Source organism: Cryobacterium sp. Hz7 (assembly GCF_004402815.1).
Classification (GTDB): domain Bacteria; phylum Actinomycetota; class Actinomycetes; order Actinomycetales; family Microbacteriaceae; genus Cryobacterium; species Cryobacterium sandaracinum.
The window spans coordinates 20,689-37,735 of sequence record NZ_SOFB01000027.1; the positions used below are offsets into that span (position 1 = coordinate 20,689).

The 17,047-nt window shown below is 68.2% G+C and carries 18 protein-coding genes; 16 read left to right on the top strand and 2 right to left on the bottom strand.

The genetic code is table 11. The features are described from left to right. The first annotated feature begins 34 nt into the window (after window positions 1-34). Window positions 35-1,015: a 1,4-dihydroxy-2-naphthoate polyprenyltransferase gene (locus E3N86_RS06815; protein ID WP_134375445.1), complete on the top strand. Its 981-nt coding sequence runs from the start codon at window positions 35-37 to the stop codon at window positions 1,013-1,015. Here the strand turns inward: E3N86_RS06815 and E3N86_RS06820 are convergent. Then, window positions 989-1,300, bottom strand: coding sequence for a DUF4229 domain-containing protein (locus E3N86_RS06820; protein ID WP_134375447.1), 312 nt, complete (start codon window positions 1,298-1,300; stop codon window positions 989-991). The two genes, E3N86_RS06815 and E3N86_RS06820, sit on opposite strands and share 27 nt — an antisense overlap. A 71-nt stretch (window positions 1,301-1,371) precedes the next feature. Here E3N86_RS06820 and E3N86_RS06825 point away from each other — a divergent pair, with 71 nt between their 5' ends. Genes E3N86_RS06825 through E3N86_RS06835 form a run of 3 tightly spaced genes read left to right on the top strand, consistent with a single transcriptional unit; the run spans window position 1,372 to window position 4,502 of the window. Beyond that, the gene (locus tag E3N86_RS06825; protein WP_134375449.1) at window positions 1,372-1,857 is read left to right on the top strand and encodes a PLD nuclease N-terminal domain-containing protein; all 486 of its coding nucleotides are present in this window, start codon (window positions 1,372-1,374) and stop codon (window positions 1,855-1,857) included. After that, window positions 1,850-3,586, top strand: coding sequence for a 2-succinyl-5-enolpyruvyl-6-hydroxy-3-cyclohexene-1-carboxylic-acid synthase (gene menD, locus E3N86_RS06830; RefSeq protein ID WP_134375451.1), 1,737 nt, complete (start codon window positions 1,850-1,852; stop codon window positions 3,584-3,586). Before E3N86_RS06825 ends, menD begins: the two co-directional genes overlap by 8 nt. Window positions 3,587-3,635: 49 nt before the next feature. Further along, a complete protein-coding gene (locus tag E3N86_RS06835; protein WP_134375453.1) occupies window positions 3,636-4,502 on the top strand; it encodes a PPK2 family polyphosphate kinase in 867 nt (288 codons plus the stop codon). An 88-nt stretch (window positions 4,503-4,590) separates the two neighbouring features. On the opposite strand, the gene E3N86_RS06840 is transcribed toward E3N86_RS06835, so the two are convergent. Further along, the gene (locus E3N86_RS06840) at window positions 4,591-5,823 is read right to left on the bottom strand and encodes an isochorismate synthase MenF (RefSeq protein WP_233191371.1); all 1,233 of its coding nucleotides are present in this window, start codon (window positions 5,821-5,823) and stop codon (window positions 4,591-4,593) included. Between the two features lie 65 nt (window positions 5,824-5,888). Between E3N86_RS06840 and ubiE the strand changes: the two genes are divergently transcribed. From ubiE to E3N86_RS06900, 12 genes are all read left to right on the top strand, one after another. Further along, window positions 5,889-6,614 (top strand): bifunctional demethylmenaquinone methyltransferase/2-methoxy-6-polyprenyl-1,4-benzoquinol methylase UbiE, encoded by a 726-nt coding sequence (gene ubiE, locus E3N86_RS06845; protein WP_104100704.1) that lies wholly within the window; start codon window positions 5,889-5,891, stop codon window positions 6,612-6,614. A 32-nt stretch (window positions 6,615-6,646) separates the two neighbouring features. After that, window positions 6,647-7,717, top strand: coding sequence for a polyprenyl synthetase family protein (locus tag E3N86_RS06850; RefSeq protein ID WP_369827960.1), 1,071 nt, complete (start codon window positions 6,647-6,649; stop codon window positions 7,715-7,717). Window positions 7,718-7,740: 23 nt separating this feature from the next. Beyond that, the gene (locus tag E3N86_RS06855) at window positions 7,741-9,126 is read left to right on the top strand and encodes an FAD-dependent oxidoreductase (RefSeq protein WP_104100706.1); all 1,386 of its coding nucleotides are present in this window, start codon (window positions 7,741-7,743) and stop codon (window positions 9,124-9,126) included. Between the two features lie 6 nt (window positions 9,127-9,132). Beyond that, the gene (locus tag E3N86_RS06860; RefSeq protein ID WP_241980926.1) at window positions 9,133-9,765 is read left to right on the top strand and encodes an A24 family peptidase; all 633 of its coding nucleotides are present in this window, start codon (window positions 9,133-9,135) and stop codon (window positions 9,763-9,765) included. 384 nt (window positions 9,766-10,149) lie between these two features. Beyond that, complete coding sequence (locus tag E3N86_RS06865; protein ID WP_104100708.1) at window positions 10,150-10,344, top strand: Flp family type IVb pilin; 195 nt, start codon at window positions 10,150-10,152, stop codon at window positions 10,342-10,344. A gap of 134 nt (window positions 10,345-10,478) precedes the next feature. After that, the gene (locus tag E3N86_RS06870) at window positions 10,479-10,868 is read left to right on the top strand and encodes a TadE/TadG family type IV pilus assembly protein (RefSeq protein WP_241985969.1); all 390 of its coding nucleotides are present in this window, start codon (window positions 10,479-10,481) and stop codon (window positions 10,866-10,868) included. Then, window positions 10,856-11,905 carry a TadE/TadG family type IV pilus assembly protein gene (locus E3N86_RS06875; protein ID WP_134375457.1) on the top strand — a complete coding sequence of 350 codons (1,050 nt, stop codon included), beginning with the start codon at window positions 10,856-10,858 and terminating at the stop codon, window positions 11,903-11,905. The genes E3N86_RS06870 and E3N86_RS06875 overlap by 13 nt, the downstream gene beginning before the upstream one ends. An 8-nt stretch (window positions 11,906-11,913) precedes the next feature. Further along, window positions 11,914-12,651, top strand: coding sequence for a Flp pilus assembly protein CpaB (gene cpaB / locus E3N86_RS06880; protein WP_166784696.1), 738 nt, complete (start codon window positions 11,914-11,916; stop codon window positions 12,649-12,651). After that, the gene (locus E3N86_RS06885) at window positions 12,648-13,655 is read left to right on the top strand and encodes an AAA family ATPase (RefSeq protein ID WP_134511619.1); all 1,008 of its coding nucleotides are present in this window, start codon (window positions 12,648-12,650) and stop codon (window positions 13,653-13,655) included. Before cpaB ends, E3N86_RS06885 begins: the two co-directional genes overlap by 4 nt. Further along, window positions 13,652-15,136 carry a CpaF family protein gene (locus E3N86_RS06890; protein ID WP_134375461.1) on the top strand — a complete coding sequence of 495 codons (1,485 nt, stop codon included), beginning with the start codon at window positions 13,652-13,654 and terminating at the stop codon, window positions 15,134-15,136. Before E3N86_RS06885 ends, E3N86_RS06890 begins: the two co-directional genes overlap by 4 nt. After that, complete coding sequence (locus E3N86_RS06895; RefSeq protein ID WP_241972955.1) at window positions 15,133-16,089, top strand: type II secretion system F family protein; 957 nt, start codon at window positions 15,133-15,135, stop codon at window positions 16,087-16,089. Before E3N86_RS06890 ends, E3N86_RS06895 begins: the two co-directional genes overlap by 4 nt. Before the next feature lie 9 nt (window positions 16,090-16,098). After that, window positions 16,099-16,968, top strand: a complete 870-nt coding sequence (locus tag E3N86_RS06900; RefSeq protein WP_241972956.1) for a type II secretion system F family protein — start codon at window positions 16,099-16,101, stop codon at window positions 16,966-16,968. Window positions 16,969-17,047: the final 79 nt, after the last annotated feature.

Consider the following 17,047-nt stretch of genomic DNA (forward strand, 5'->3'; position numbering starts at 1 on the left):
CGGAGCGCGGCCGGTCAGGCCCTCACAACAGCGATTGAATCCCTCGGCAGCGACCTCTTCGGCGGCCCGGAACGGGAGGTCGGGCAACCCGGCCCGGCGGAACGCCCCCGCCGGCCGCGGCCCGGCGCGAACCGGACCGGCCACGGCAGGAGACTGGGTCTCCGGAGCACGCCTGCGCACCCTCCCGCTGGCTATCGCACCGGTGGCCCTCGGCACCGGTGCGGCGATCGTCGTGAGCGGCCCCGGCGTCTTCCATCCGGTACGAGCGGTGCTCGCCCTGATCGTGGCCCTGTGCCTGCAGATCGGCGTGAACTACGCCAACGACTATTCCGACGGTATCCGCGGCACTGACGCCAACCGGATCGGCCCGGCCCGGCTGACCGGCGGCGGATCCGCCCAGCCCCGTGCCGTACTCACGGTGGCCCTCGCATTCTTCGCGCTCGCCGCGCTCGCCGGCCTCACCCTGGTGGTGCTGACCGGTCAGTGGTGGCTGCTGCTGGTGGGTGTCCTCGCCATCATTGCGGCCTGGTTCTACACCGGCGGACGCAAACCGTATGGCTACTTCGGTCTCGGCGAGGTCTTCGTCTTCGTGTTCTTCGGCCTTGTGGCCACCGTCGGTACCACGTATGTGCAGGTCGGCACCGTGAACACCGAAAGCTGGCTGAGCGGCGTCGGGATCGGCCTGATCGCCATGGCCGTGCTGATGGTCAACAACCTGCGCGACCTGGAGCCGGACCGGGCATCCGGCAAACGCACGCTCGCGGTGCTGATCGGGAGCATGGCGTCGCGCGTCGTGTTCTGCCTGTTCCTGCTGCTGGCGTTCGCGATCGTCGCCTTCTTCGCGGTCTTCTACCCGCTGGCCTGGCTGACGTTTTTCGTGCTGCTGCTGGCGGTGCCGGCCGGGTTGATCACGGTGACGGCGACGACCTCGACCGAACTGGTGCTGGCCCTCAAGCTGACCAGCGTCTCGGCGTTGGCCTACGGGCTGCTACTGGCTCTCGCGTTCGCGCTGTAGGTCGGCATCGGCCGCCCGTGCATCGGCCCGGTCGAGGGCAGCATCCTCGGACACGGCGTCGGGGTGCGCCGGCTCCGTATCGGGGTGCCGCGCCTGGTAGAGGCCCAGCGCGACCTTCTCGCGAGGCTTTCGCAAGAAGATGAAGGAGAGCGAGGCTCCGATCACAGCGGCGGCGATCGCGGCAAGCCACCACTCGATCCGGAGGAAGAGCATCACGGCGAGCGGAACGGCGAACAGGAGCACGCGGAAGACCGAATAGGACACCCAGGCGGGAACAACATTCATGGTCACAGTTTAGATCGCCGGGCTGTGCGCTCACTCACCGATCTCACGGGTGGGAGCCATACACTGTGGGGATGGTTCGCCTGTGGTTCGCTCTTGGAGTCGTCGTCGTCGTCCTCACCGTCTATGCGTTGGTGGATTGCGCGCTCCTGCAACGATCCCGGGTTCGCGGGCTACCACGCTGGGTGTGGATGTTCGTGATCGTGCTCATTCCCGTGATCGGGCCGGTACTGTGGCTGCTGATCGGTCGCGGCCGTGCCAGCACGGGTAAGATCGTGCGATCGTTCGCCCCCGACGACGACATCGACTTCCTCAAGGGTCTGGACCGGGCCACGTCCGACCAGGAACGACTCCGTGCCCTCGAGCAGGAGCTTGCCGACCTCGACGCTCCGGATCCCCGGGACCTCGGTGCGGCAGGAACCACCGACACGACAGGAACCTCCGGCACGACCGGTCAGGGCAGTAAGGGCAGTCAGGCCGGCCAGAACGGCCAGGCCGGGTTCGAGCCGAAAAAATCCGAGCCGGGCGAAGGCGATCAGCCTGGCCGGCGGGATGCCTGACATCGCGTCGAGCGGTAGCCCGGCCACAGACTTCAGCTTCTCTCTCCTGGGTGAATTCGTGCGTCTGGGCGTGCGCGACCTGGTTCTCAGCCCGGGCGCCCGGTCGCAGTCCCTTGCTTTGGCCGCCGCCGAACTGGAGCGGATCGGGCTGATCCGGCTGCACGTGCGCCTCGACGAGCGCGGCGCGGGCTTCCTCGCTCTCGGCCTAGCCGTCGAGGCTGGCCGGCCGACGCTGGTCGTCTGCACCTCGGGCACGGCCGTGGCGAACCTCCACCCCGCGGTGCTCGAGGCGCACCACTCGGGGGTGCCCATGATCCTGCTCACGGCCGACCGGCCGAGCGAGCTGCGCGGCATCCGTTCGAACCAGACCACCGTGCAGCCCGGTCTGTTCGGTGTGGCGACGCGCCTGTGCGTGGATGCGCCCGCACCGGAGGGTGCGGCCGGCGAGCACGCCGACGCCATTGCCCTGGCCAGACAGGCGACGGATGCCGCCACCGGCGCCACCTCGCTCGATCCGGGCCCGGTGCAGCTCAACCTGGCGTTCCGGGAGCCGCTGTCGGCGCCGGTGGCGCTGACTCCCGAAGCGATCTCCGGCCCGGTCGGACTCGCCGAGTCGGCCGCGGTGCTCGCCGCGCCCGTCGTGGACGCTTCCCCGACCGAACCGGTCTTCCCGGTCACGGGCGGACCGCGTACCGTGGTCATCGCCGGCACGGGCGCCGGCCCCGAGGCCGAGGAATTCGCGCGTACCGGCGGCTGGCCGCTGCTGGCCGAGGTGTGCAGCGGCGCCCGGTTCGGCCCGAACCTCGTCTCCGCCTACCGCGAGTTGCTGCTGGCCTCCGACCTCGGCGGGCGGGTCGAGCGCGCTGTCGTGTTCGGTCACCCGACGCTCAGCCGTGAGGTGCCTGCCATGATCGTCCGCGAGGGTGTGGAGACGATTGTGGTGGCTCCCACCGGCACCGAATGGTTCAACCCCGGACACCGGGTGCGCGTATTCGCCCGTGCCGCCGCCCCAGACGCCGTGGCCATCGCAGCGGCCGGCAGCCCCGAGGGGCGGGAATGGCTGGGCCGCTGGGTGATGTCCAGCCGGCACCTGTTGGCCGCGGGAGCCGCCCGCGAATCGATCCCGATCGGTGATCGCGGAATCACCCGCGAAGAGCTGGCCGCCATGCGCGCGCCGGTCACCCGGCCCATGCTCGTGGACGCCGTCTGGCGCGCCTCCTGGCCGCACGACCGTCTCGTTTTCGGTGCCTCCCGGTTGGTGCGGGTGGCCGACCGCCGCGTTCCCGGCAAGAAGATCTCCGTGCACTCCAACCGCGGCCTGGCCGGCATCGACGGCACGGTCGCCACGGCCGTCGGCATCGCCCTGGCCAGCCAGACCGGTCCGACGCCGCAGTCCACCGGCGTCACCCGCCTGGTGGTCGGCGACCTCACCCTGCTGCACGATGTCGGGTCGCTCTTGCTCACCCCGGGGGAGGCGCTGCCGCGGCTCCAGATCATCGTCGGCAACGACGGCGGCGGCACCATTTTCGACGGTCTGGAGGTGGCGGCATCCGCCCGCGCCGACGCCATCAACCGGGTTCTCTTCACCCCGCAGCAGGCCGACGTCGCCAACCTCGCCGCCGCCTACGGCTGGTCATACGGTCTGGCGGCCACCCGAAGTGACCTCGAGCGCGCGCTGACCGCGCCGCATGCGGGGCCGAGCATCCTCGAGGTTCCGCTGGTTCGCTAGGTTTGCCGGGGCGTCTGCGGGACACTGATTCTGCAACGAAGGGTGCACCGTGGCTGAACGCAGTGAGCAGGAATTCTGGGCCGGGGAACCGAGGGCGTTGCTGCGGGTGACGCCGGGGTTCCGGCTCGCGGGCGTGGACCCCGCCTCGACGCCCGGCTTCGACGGGGTGGAGAAGGACAGCGCAGATGAAGCGCTGGCCTCCGGGGCCGGCGTGCTGTCGGACCTGCAGGAGATGCTCTTCGCGAACAGCCGGTCCGGCGACCCGCGCCGCGTGCTCCTCGTGCTGCAGGCCATGGACACGGCCGGCAAAGGCGGCATCGTGCGCCACGTCGTCGGCGCTGTCGACCCCCAGGGCATCCGTCTGTACGCGTTCAAGGCGCCCACGGAGGTGGAACGGTCCCACGACTTCCTCTGGCGGGTGCGCAAACGGCTGCCCGACGCCGGCTTGATCGGGGTCTTCGACCGTTCACACTATGAGGATGTGCTGGTCGGCCGCGTACGCGCGCTGGCCCCGGCGGCGGAGATCGAGGAGCGCTACGGCCTGATCACCCGGTTCGAGCAGGAACTCGTCGACGCCGGCACGACGATCGTCAAGGTCATGTTGCACATCGGCTCCGACGACCAGAAGGAGCGCCTGGCCGAGCGGCTGGAACGCGCGGACAAGCACTGGAAGTACAACCCGGGCGACATCGAGGAACGCATGCAGTGGGCCGCCTACCAGGAGGCGTACCAGCTCGCCCTCGAACGCACGTCGACCGTTGCCGCGCCCTGGTTCGTAGTGCCGGCCGAGAAGAAGTGGTACGCCCGCCTGGCCGTGCAGCACCTGTTGATCGACGCCCTGCAGCGTCTCGACCTGACCTGGCCGTCCGCGACCTTCGACGTCGAGGTCGAGAAGGCCCGCCTCGCCGCGACCTGAGTGTGTTCGTTCGGTCGAGAGTGGCCCGCGGAGCGGGCACTCTCGCCCGGAGCGGGGATCCTCGCTGCGCGGAGTCTGCGGAGGCTTCTCAGCCGAAGGCCTCCACGACGGGGCGGAACTTCATGCGGGTTTCGGCGAGCTCGCGCTCGGGCTCGGAGTCCAGCACGATGCCGCAGCCGGCGTAGGCCGTGACGCTGCCGGCGGGGCTGACCTGGGCGCAGCGCAGGGCGATTGCCCACTCGCCGTCGCCGTCGGCGCCGACCCAGCCGACCGGGCCCGCGTAACGGCCCCGGTCAAACGGCTCGAGTTCGCGGATCAGGGCGAGCGCCGTCCCGGTGGGCGTGCCGGCGACCGCGGCCGTCGGGTGCATGGCGGCGATCAGGTCGAGCGAGTTCGATCCGTCGCTCAGGGTGCCCTCGACATCCGTTGCCAGGTGCCAGAGGTTCGGCAGCTTCACGGTGAACGGGATCTCGCTGGTGATGAGGTGAGAGGTGTGCGGGCGGAGCGAGGCCAGCACGCTCTGCACCGCGAAGGCGTGTTCGTCGCCGTCTTTGGCGGAGGTGGCCAGCTGGAGGGCTGCCTCCAGGTCGGAGGCGGCATCCGCGCCCCGCGACATCGTGCCGGCGAGCACGCGGGCGTTGACCTCCCCGTGGTCGGCGCGGATGAGGGTCTCCGGGCTGGAGCCGACGAGGCCGTCGACCGCGTAGGTCCAGCAGTCGGGGTAGCCCAGCGCCAGCTCGCTGACGGCGCGGCGCAGGTCGGATTCCGCCGGCAGCCGCCCGACCAAGTCGCGGGCCAGCACGACCTTGTTGAGGTCTCCGGAGGCGATGCGGGACACGGCTTCGCCGACCGCGTCGCGGTACCCGGCGGGCGGCAGCGCGCCCGGCAGCAGGGAGATGCGGTATTCGGTGCCGAGAGGACGGCGAGCCAGGGGAATCTCCGGCGGCGTGGTGCCGGTCGGCCAGATGCGCGTCACCCAGCATCGGCCGTTGTCGCGCCCGATGACGACCTGCGGCACGATCAGCACGCTGGTCTGGGCCGAGGAGGCGTCGAAGGCGAAGGCTCCGAAAGCGAGCAGGCCCGTGCCGGTGCTTTCGATCGGGTCGGACACGGTGGCGGCGGCCGCGACGTCGCGCCAGGCGGTGGCGGCATCCGTCAGCCGGGTCGCTCCGGAGAACTCGAGCCGCAGGGCCGTGCCGATGCCGGCCAGACCCTGGTTGCGCCGCATCCAGAGCAGCGGTGCTCGGGTGTCGAGCAGAAGAATCAGTTGGCGGATGTCGGCGATGGGGGTGGTTTCAACCGTTAGAGCCTGAGCATTCACCTGCATAGCCTATGCCAGAGGCTGTGGAGAGCCCGGCGTGTCCGCGGGCAATCTAGACTGTGGGAGTGAGTAGAGCAGACCTCAATAAGCAGCCCGAGCAGGTCGCTGCCATGTTCGATCAGGTCTCCACCCATTATGACCGCACGAATGCCGTTCTCTCGGTAGGGAACGCGGCCCTGTGGCGGATGGCCGCGACCCGCGCCGTGAACCCCCGGCGCGGCGAACGCATCCTCGACATCGCCGCCGGAACGGGCACGTCCAGCGTCGCGCTGACGAAGACGGGCGCGCACGTTGTGGCCGCCGACTTCTCGGAGGGCATGATCGCGGTCGGCCGTTCACGCCACGCGGACAATCCGCAGGTCGAGTTCGTTCAGGCCGATGCCACCGCGCTGCCGTTCGCCGACAACGAGTTCGACGCCGTGACCATCTCGTTCGGCCTGCGCAACGTGGTCGAGCCCAAGAAGGCCCTGGCCGAGTTCTACCGGGTGACCAAGCCTGGGGGGCGCGTCGTGATCTGCGAGTTCTCCACGCCGCCGTTCGCACCGATCCGGCTGGGCTACTTCGCCTACCTCACTCGCGTGATGCCGATGATCGTAAAGCTCGCGTCCTCCAACGCGGAGGCGTACGACTATCTGGGCGAGTCGATCGCGGCCTGGCCGAATCAGCAGACCCTCAGTGCCTGGCTGCGGGAGGCGGGCTTCGACGCCGTCGCCTACCGCAACCTGACCTTGGGTATCGTGGCACTGCATCGCGGCATCAAGCCGACGGATGCGTCAAACGCACCGTCTTGAATCCTCCCAGATCCGATCGTTAGGCTGACAGAGTGAAACCGAGCATGCCCCTGTTCCGTCGCGGCTCATCCGTGACGAGCCAGCTCGGCCTCAGCGATCGCATTTTCTCGACCGCCCAGGACCGTGGCCTCGCCGCGGGCATCGACGGGGGAATCGACCAGGTCGAGGCCAGTCTGCTCGCCGAAGTGACCTTTGCCGACGAGATCGCGAACGTCACCAGCCGCTACCTGCTCAACGCGGGCGGCAAGCGCGTGCGCCCCATGCTGGCGCTACTCACCGCCCACCTCGGCAGCGGCAACCACGCGGACGTCATCACCGCGGCCACCGCGATCGAGATCACCCACCTGGCCTCGCTCTACCACGACGATGTGATGGACGACTCGGACAAACGCCGCGGGGTGCCGAGCGCGCAGACCGTGTGGGGCAACTCGGTGGCGATCCTGACCGGGGATCTGCTCTTCGCCCGCGCCAACCAGCTGATGGCACGGCTGGGCGAACGGGCCATCCGTTTGCAGGCCGACACCTTCGAGCGCCTCGTGCTCGGCCAACTACACGAGACCGTCGGTGCGCAGCCCGGCCAGGACCCCGTGGAGCACTACATCCAGGTGCTCGCCGACAAGACCGGGTCGCTGATCGCGGCGGCCGCCCAGGCGGGCATCATCTTCTCCGACGCCCCCTCCGAGTTCGAAAAGCCGGTGATCGCGTTCGGCGAGAAGATCGGCGTCGCCTTCCAACTCATCGACGATGTGCTCGATCTCTCCCCGCAGCCGGAGGAGACCGGCAAGGTGCCCGGCACCGACCTGCGCGCCGGGGTGGCCACCCTCCCGCTGCTGCGCCTGCGCGAGCGCGCCCCGCACGACGCCGACGCCGCCGCCCTGCTCGAACGCCTCGAACGCGACGTGATGGCCAGCAACGGCGTCGCGACCGCTGCGGCGGACTCCGCGATCACCGCGCTGCGCGAGCACGACGTGACCGGGCAGACCCTCGCCGAGGCGCACGGCTGGGCGCATGACGCGGTCGAAGCCCTCGCCCCGCTGCCGGACGGCTCGGTCAAGAAGGCCCTCACCCGTTTCGCCGACACGATCGTTGAACGATCCAGTTAGACGATCAAGCTAGAAAGGCTTCCATGACCAAGTTGCGATTGGCCATTGTCGGCGCGGGACCTGCGGGTATCTACGCCGCCGACATCTTGCTCAAGGCGGAACGGAACTTCGAGGTTTCGATCGACCTGTTCGACCACCTGCCGGCACCCTACGGGCTTGTGCGCTACGGCGTCGCCCCGGACCACCCCCGGATCAAGGGCATCATCACGGCCCTGCGCGATGTGCTCGACCGCGGCGACATCCGCGTCTTCGGCAACGTGCGGTTCGGTATCGACATCACCCTCGACGATCTGAAGAAGCACTACAACGCCGTCATCTTCGCGACCGGGGCCGTGCGCGACGCCGACCTGGACATCCCGGGCATCGACCTGGACGGGTCCTACGGGGCCGCCCGGTTCGTGAGCTGGTTCGACGGGCACCCCGACGTGCCGCGCTCCTGGCCGCTGGAGAGCCAGGAGGTTGCCGTCATCGGCAACGGCAACGTGGCGCTCGACGTCGCACGTATGCTCGCCAAGCACGCCGACGACCTGCTGAGCACCGAGATTCCGACGAACGTCTACGAGGGACTCAAGGCATCGCCGGTGACGGATGTGCACGTGTTCGGCCGCCGTGGACCGACCTCCGTGAAGTTCACCCCGCTGGAGCTGCGGGAACTCGGCGACCTGCCCGATGTGGACATCGTCCTCTACGACGAGGACTTCGACTACGACGATGCCGCGCGGGACGCCGTGGCCAGCAACAAGCAGGTCTTCGTGATCGACAAGGTTTTGAACAAGTGGCGGGAGCGCCCGGCCGGCACGGCCAGCCGCCGCCTGCACCTGCACTTCTTCGCCAAGCCCGTAGAGATCGTCAACGACGGCGAGGGCCGGGTCGGCGCCATCCGTTACGAACGCACCACCCCCGACGGGCAGGGCGGCGTCGTCGGCACCGGCGAGATCCGCCAGCTCCCGATCCAGGCCGTCTACCGCGCCGTGGGTTACTTCGGGTCGCCGCTGCCGGGCGTTCCCTTCGACAGGAAGCACGGCGTGATCCCCAACCGGGAGGGGCAGGTTCTCTGGAAGGGCGACCCATCGTTCGGATCGAAGAGCGCCAACACGCAGCTGTACGGCGTCTACGCGACCGGGTGGATCAAACGCGGACCGGTCGGGCTGATCGGGCACACGAAGTCCGACGCCATGGAGACCGTGCGGCACCTGATCAACGACCTCGGCAACTGGTGGCGCCCGGATTCGCCCTCGGAGCAGAGCATCGTGGACCTGCTCGACGAGCGAGGGGTGCAATACACGAACCTCGACGGCTGGCACCGGCTCGATCAGCACGAGCTCGCGCTCGGCTCCGACGAGGGTCGCGTGCGGGTCAAGGTCGTTCCCCGCGACGAGATGGTCACGATTTCCCGCGGCGTGAGGTAGACGCGCGTGGCGCCCTGGCTGTCGATTGTCGCCGGTCTGGTCGGCGCCGCACTCGGGGTTTTCCTGACCGGGATTGCCGAACGGATGCTGCGCATCCGCCGCCGCTTCGCCTGGCCGGTGCGTGCCGCGGTGACCGTGTCGACCGGCCTGCTGGTCGCCCTGGTCGTGTGGGAGTTCGGGGTCGGGTGGGAGCTGCCGGCGTATCTGTACCTGGCACTGATTGCCGTGGTGCTCAGCGTCGTCGACATCAACGAGAAGCGTCTGCCGAACGCGTTGGTCTACCCCTCGCTGATCGTGCTGCCGATACTGTTGACGCTCGCGGCGGCGGCAGCCGGGGCCTGGCAGGCCCTGCTCGGGGCCTTCCTTGGGGGTGCCGCGCTGTTCGCGTTCTATCTCGTGCTCGCCCTGATCTCGCCCGGCGGCATTGGCATGGGCGACGTGAAGCTGGCCGCCGTGATCGGCCTTGCGCTCGGCTACCTGGGCTGGACCCCGTTTCTCGTCGGTGCTTTCGGCGCCTTCCTGATCGGCGGCCTGGTCTCGTTGGTTGCCCTGACGCTTCGCCGGGTGACCCTGCGGGGCTCCATCCCGTTCGGGCCGTCCATGCTCGCCGGGGCCTTCCTGGGCGTGCTGTTTGCCTGAATTTTCCCCCCCGGCGGGGGCCAGGACGTTCGCTGAAACGGGGCTACGGTGACGCTGTCACCGACCCTACGGCGAGTTCGCTTCACCCGAGGAGTACCTGTGTACCCGAATCTTCCTGCCCGCGGCGCGCCCGGAGACACCTCCCGCGCGATTCCCTGAGCCACTCGAACTGACCGGCCCGAACCCGAATGACGGCCTCGCTCGCGACAAGCCCACGTCGCGAGTCATTGTCATGCCGCTTTCGGATTTCATCTAGCGCTCATTCAGCTACCCCTACGACAGGGACCCCCCTTTTTGGGGCGTAGTGAGGTTTTCTCGACGAACGTAGCTTGTGGTCATTCGCTCGGCCGACCTGGCCGGCCCACACAGAACGGAAAACCCGAGATGAAGTTCTACACCAAAATTCAGGCCCTCATGAACAGCCTGCGCACCGACGAAGAGGGCGCCACCGCAGTGGAGTACGGCCTCATGGTCTCGCTCATCGCCGTCGTCATCATCGGCGCTGTCGGCGCAATCGGCCTCGCCCTGACGGGGATGTTCAATGGCGTTGCGGTCGACCTCGGCGGCACCCCCGGCTAACCGACGCGAGCCCGGCGGAGACTGACCGCCAGAACCCCGTGCGCCGGCGGCGGCTTGCCAAGGCGAGCCGCCGCCGCCCGCACTCACCCCCGACTTTCACCCGCAACGCCAGGCCTACCCGAAGGGGCCACCAAATGATGCGTTTCCTCCATCGACGAGGCGAACGCGGCGCTGCCGCCGTGGAGTTCGCGCTCGTGCTGCCCATTCTCCTGCTGCTGGTGCTCGGCCTCATCGAGTTCAGCCGGCTCTACAACATTCAGATTTCGCTGTCCAATGCGGCCCGCGAGGGCGCCAGGAACATGGCGATTCACGACAGTCAGTCGACGGCTAAGGCCGCGGCCATCGCCGCCGCCCCGTCAATCAGCCCGAGCATGTCGGGCGGCCAGATCTCGATCACGCCCGCGGCGTGTGCCGCCAACCAGGCCGTCACGGTCACCATCACCTACAGCGTGTCACTTCTGACCGGTTATTTCGGCACCACGCTTCCCCTGACCGGCAAAGGAGTCATGCTATGCGGTGGTTGAATCGTGGGCTTCGTTCCGAGCGCGGTGCGAGCGCTGTGATGGTCGGTATCCTGCTCGTGCCTCTGCTGGGGTTCGTGGCGATTGCAGTCGATGTCGGGGCCCTCTACGCGGAGCGCGCACAGCTTCAGAACGGCGCGGATGCCGCTGCCCTCGCCATCGCCCGCGATTGCCAGGACGGTGTCTGCACCGATCCGGCCGGCGCCGCCGCGCGCTTCACCAACGACAACGCGAATGACGGCGCCGCCAACGTGCTGGCACCGAGCATCAGCATGGCTAACAAGACCGTGACGGTCTCCGACAGCACCCGCGTCGCCGGCACCAATGCAGGGGCCATCAGTCACCCCTTCGCCCGGTTCATCGGCATCGACCCTACGACCGTGGGCGCGACCGCCACGGCGCAGTGGGGCGGCCCGGGGTCCGGCCCCGTGCTCGCGCTCGCGCTGTCCTGGTGCGAGTTTCAGGAGTCGTTGGCGGCGTCGGGCAAACATGTGACCATCCGCACCGACACCAACAAGATCTGCAAGCACGCTCCCTCAGCGGAAGTCATCCCCGGGGGATTTGGTTGGCTTGACAACGCCAACGCCTGCGTGGCGATCGTCAACTTGAGTCTCAACCTTGACGCGGCCGGGCAGCTCTGGGTGGGCAGCGACGCCGGCGGGAGTGTGAACACCGACTGCAAGTCGAAGCTGGAAAGCCTCAAGGGCACGACGGTGCTGGTGCCGATCTATGACCGCGTTCGTGGCACGGGAACCAACGCCGAGTATCGCATCTTCGCCTTTGCCGGGTTCACCATCACCGGCTGGAACTTCCCGTCCACCAAGGTCCTCGATCCACTGGCCCCGCTCTGCCCCGCCGCAGCCCCAACAGCTCCCAAGGCTCCCAAGGACCCCAAGGCCCCTAAACCCTGCGATGAAAGCGACAAGAGCAATAACTGGAACGGCATCCAGGGCTACTTCAATAAATGGGTCTCCATCGACGGGGCGTTCGGACTGGGCGGGCCTCAACTCAACGCAACCAGCGTCAACCTAATCAAGTAGGAGCTGCAATGAAAACCCGACTCATTGGCGCGATCCTCGCGATCGTTCTGGCCATCGTTGGCACCGTCGTGCTCACCGGTTACGTGAACAGCGCCGACGCGCGAGCAGCCGACGGCGCCGAGTTCGTATCGGTCTACCTGGTCGCCGATGAGATCCCAGCCGGCACCGAGGCGAGCGCGATCACCGACCTCATCACCGCGAAGCAGATCCCGGCCCTCGCCGCGGTGCCGGGCCGGGTGACGAAGCTGAGCGACCTGGAGGGCCTGGTGGCGGACACCGCACTGATGCCCGGCGAGCAGCTGCTCGAGTCTCGCTGGGTGACGCCCGCCACGCGGGCGGCCAGCGGAGACGTCGCACTGCCGGAGGGAATGCAGGCGGTCAGCATCGCCCTTCCCGTCGAGCGGGTGGTCGGCGGCACGATCAAGCCGGGCGACACCGTCGGCGTCGTGATTTCCGCCACCATCAAGGGCGCTGACGGCGCCGAAGACACGCCAATCAGCCGGCAGGTCTTCCACAAGGTGCTCGTCACCGCGGTACGCGAGGGAACCAGTACGCCCCCTGCCGACGGAGCGGACGCGGCAGCCGAGGCAGCCGAGACCGTCATGGTCACTCTCGCTCGGCCGACCGCAGATATCCAGAAGTTGGTTTGGGGCAAGGAATTCGGCAGCGTGTGGCTCACCATCGAGCCGAAGACGGCTGATGAGACCGGTTCAGCGGTCGTCGACGGAAGCGTCGTGTTCCAATGAGCCGCCCACGACTGAGCCCCTGGCGTGACGGGGTGCTGGAGTCGGTAGCGCAGACGGCCTCGGCCGTCGGACCCGGCGACGAAGCCCGGGATGGCAACCCGGGCGAGATCGGGCTAGCGGATGTCACCGCACTCGACGACCGGTCGGCAGCCGATGAGCAGGAACCGTCCACCCTCGAACCCCCCACCCTCGATCCGCCCACGACCGAGGAGACTCCGGAGCCGGAGGTCATCCCGCGCCAGACCATCGCGGTGGTGGCCGCCAAGGGCGGTGTCGGCAAGACGACGATCGCGACCAACCTGGCCGTCGGCCTCGCCAAGCTCGCCCCGCTGTCGGTGGTGCTCGTCGACGCCGATGTGCAGTTCGGGGACGTGGCCATGGCCCTGTCGCTGACACCCGGACGCTTCCTGCCCGATGCCGTCACCGCCGTCGCGGCCAACGACGCCATGGTGCTCAAGGCCTACCTCACCCCGCATCCGGACGGCTACTACGTCGTGTGCGGCGCGGAGTCGCCGGCCGACGGGGACCGGGTCACCGGCGAGCAGCTCGGTCACCTGATTCGCCAACTCGCCGGGATCTTTCGGTTCGTGATCATCGACACGGCGCCCGGCCTGGGTGAACACGCGTTGGCCGCCCTCGAGGCTGCCACAGACGCCGTATTCCTCTGCGACATGTCCGTGCCGGGTGCGCGCGGCCTGCGCAAGGAGCTCGCCGTTCTCGCCACCATCGGCATCATGCCGCCGGCCCGTCATGTCGTGTTGAACTTCGCCGACCGGGTGAGCGGGCTGAGCGTGAAGGACGTCGAGGCAACGATCGGTGTGCCGGTGGACGTCGCCGTTCCCCGATCGAGCCTGGTGACGCTGTCCACGAATCGTGGCATTCCGCTGCTCCAGAACGGAAAGAAAAATCCAGCGTCGGCTGCCCTCACGGACTTGGTGCGCCGATTCGACCCCAGCGCGTCACTCAAACGCGGTCGCTTGCATCGAAGGGTGGTTGTCGCATGAAACTGACCGACCGAGTGGAGGCGGCACGCCGCGATGGTCCACTGCACAAGCTCGACAAGAAGACCGGCAACGGCAACCTCTCTGCATCGAGGGCGGTGACGGACTTTGCCCTTCAACCCTCCACCGAGGCCACAGCTGCACCGGAGGCAGAGGCTCCCGCTCCGGAACCCGCGCCCATCCCGGCGCCGCCGCTTGACCCACTGGCAGAACTCAAGGAACGGGCGGCACAGGAACTCTTCGGCCGTATCGGCACGCGCCTGAACGACCCGAGCCTGAGTGAGGAACAGCTGCACTCGTATGCCAGGGCCGAACTCGGCAGCATCGTCGCCGCCGAACAGGTTCCGCTCAGTCCGGAGGAGCGCACCCGGCTGATCGCCGAGATCGGTGCCGACGTGCTCGGGTTCGGCCCGCTGGAGGCACTGCTCGCCGACGTCGGCGTGACCGAGATCATGGTCAACGGCCACGAGCAGATCTTCGTCGAGCGTGACGGCCAGCTCAGCCGCAGCGCTGCCCGCTTCACCAGCGAGGCCCAGCTGCGCCGGGTGATCGAGCGCATAGTGTCGAAGGTCGGGCGCCGCATCGACGAGTCGTCGCCGCTGGTGGACGCGCGCCTCGCCGACGGCTCGCGGGTGAACGCGATCATCCCGCCGCTCGCGGTCGACGGCTCCTCGCTCACGATCCGCAAGTTCGCGCGCGAACCTTTCACCGTGAACGACCTGGTCGGCTTCGGCACGCTGAGCGCCGAGATGGCCCAGGTGCTGGATGCCTGCGTGAAGGCCAAACTCAACATCATCGTCTCCGGTGGCACCGGAACCGGGAAGACGACGCTGCTCAACGTGCTCTCCGCCTATATCCCCTCCAATGAGCGCATCATCACCATCGAGGACGCGGTGGAGCTGCAGCTGCAGCAGGACCATGTGATCCGGCTGGAATCCCGGCCGGCCAACATCGAGGGTAAAGGCGAGGTCACCATCCGTGACCTCGTGCGCAACTCCCTCCGGATGCGGCCGGACCGAATCGTGATCGGCGAGTGCCGCGGTGGCGAGAGCCTGGACATGCTGCAGGCGATGAACACCGGGCACGAGGGATCGATCTCGACCGTTCACTCGAACTCGCCGCGCGACGCGATCGCCCGGCTCGAAACCCTCGTGCTGATGGCCGGAATGGACCTGCCGCTGCGCGCCATCCGAGAGCAGATCTCGTCGGCGATCGATGTGATCATCCAGATCACCAGACTCAAGGACGGCACCCGTCGGGTCACGCACGTGACGGAGGTCCAAGGCATGGAGGGTGACATCGTCACCCTGCAGGACGCCTTCGTCTTCGACTACAGTGCCGGCGTCGACGAGGCCGGACGCCTGCTCGGCCACGCGGTGGCGACCGGGGTGCGGCCCCGGTTCGCCGACAAATTCCGGGACCTCGGAATTCCGTTGTCCCCGAGCGTGTTCCAGGCCAACCTCGTCACCCGGAGCCAGAGATGAATGAGCTGGCCCTCTACGGAGGAATCGCCGCCGCGCTGATCGCCCTGTTCGTGATCGTCTTCCTGGTGATCGCACCACCACGGCCCCGGGTGCCGCTGGAACGCCGTCGAGCGCCGGGTGCGGTGGACACGTCGACCCTCACCCGGGTGACCGACCGCACGGTCGAGGCCATCGAGGGGGCGATCCTTCGTCGCGGCCGCGCGCCGTTCACCGCGGAGGAACTGGAACAGGCCAGCATCCGGATGCAGCCGTCCGGCTTCGTGCTCATGGTGCTCTCGACGTCGACCGTGCTGGCCCTGACCGGCCTGCTCTTGGGAAACGGCACCTTCTGGGCGATACCGCTCCTGGCGACCTTCGCGGCGCTCGGCCCGATCGGCGCGAAGGCGTTTCTTCACGTGCGGGCTGGGCAGCGTCGCGCAAAGTTCGCGGAACAGCTCGACGAAACCCTTGCGCTTCTGGCCGGCGGCCTGCGGGCCGGTCACAGCCTGCTGCGGGCGGTGGACGCGGCCTCCCAGGAGACGCCGTCGCCGTCGGCGGACGAGTTGGCTCGGGTCGTGAATGAGACTCGCATCGGCCGGGACCTCGGTGATGCGCTCGACAACACCGCCACCCGGATGCGGAGCGAGGACTTCCAGTGGGTGGCGCAGGCGATCGCCGTCAACCGTGAGGTCGGCGGCAACCTGTCCGAGGTGCTCGACCGGGTGGGCCACACCATCCGGGAACGCAACGAGATCCGTCGCCAGGTGAAGTCGCTCGCCGCCGAGGGAAAGATGTCAGCCTGGGTGCTGATCCTCTTGCCGATCGGGGTGTTCACGTTTCTGCTGCTGACGCAGCCGAACTACTTCGCCGGCTTCTTCGGCAGCATCTGGGGCATCGCCGCCCTGGTCGTCGCCGCCATCCTGCTCGTCGCCGGCTCATTGTGGATGATGGCCGTCGTCAAGGTCAAGTTCTAGGAGAATCCAGTGCCTTCACTCATCGCAATGCTTGCCTCGCTGGCCGTTGCCGGCGGATTCGCGGTCCTGGTCGGCATCCTCGTCGGCGGTCGCGCTGGCAAGCCGATCACCGACCTCGGGGATGCAGGTCTAAACCTCGTCGGGACGACCGCAACGCGCGTCAGACGGGGTCGAACGATGCGCGAACTGGCTCCCCGAGGGTACCTCGGGATGCTCGACCGCAGGCTGGCGCTCGCCGGTCGGCCCCCGGCCTGGACCATCGACAAGATCCTCATCGCCAAGCCGCTCGCGGGCACGGCCGGTGCGCTCCTGGCGCTCCTGTGGATCAGCGGGGACCCGGTCCCGACGCGATTCGTGCTCGGTGCGCTCCTTGTGGTTCTGTGCTTCTTCGTGCCCGACCTTCTCCTGATCAGCCGCGGGCAGGAACGGCAGGAGAAGATCCAGAACGCCCTGGCCGACACCCTTGACCAGATGACGATCGCCGTGGAGGCCGGCCTCGGCTTCGAGGCCGCCATGGCCAAGGCGGCGACGAACGGCAAGGGGCCGCTCGCGGAGGAATTCATCCGCACCCTGCAGGACATGAGCATCGGCCGCACCCGAACGCACGCCTATCAGGCGCTCGGCGACCGCACCTCGTCATCGGACCTGCGCCGGTTCACCCGGTCGGTCATCCAGGCCGACACCTACGGCATCGCGATCGCGGACGTGCTCCGGGTGCAGGCCGGGGAAATGCGCCTGCGCCGCCGTCAGCGCGCCGAAGAGAAGGCGATGAAGATCCCGGTCAAGGTGCTCTTCCCACTCATCTTCTGCATTCTGCCGGTGCTGTTCATCGTGCTGCTCACCCCAGCCGTGCTGAGCATGATCGAAGCGTTCTCCTGAACCTCGCCGGAGCCGAACGCGCCCCTAACGAATTCGACGGGGATTCTGCTGTAAAAGCACGCTTTGAGGCACTTCCGCG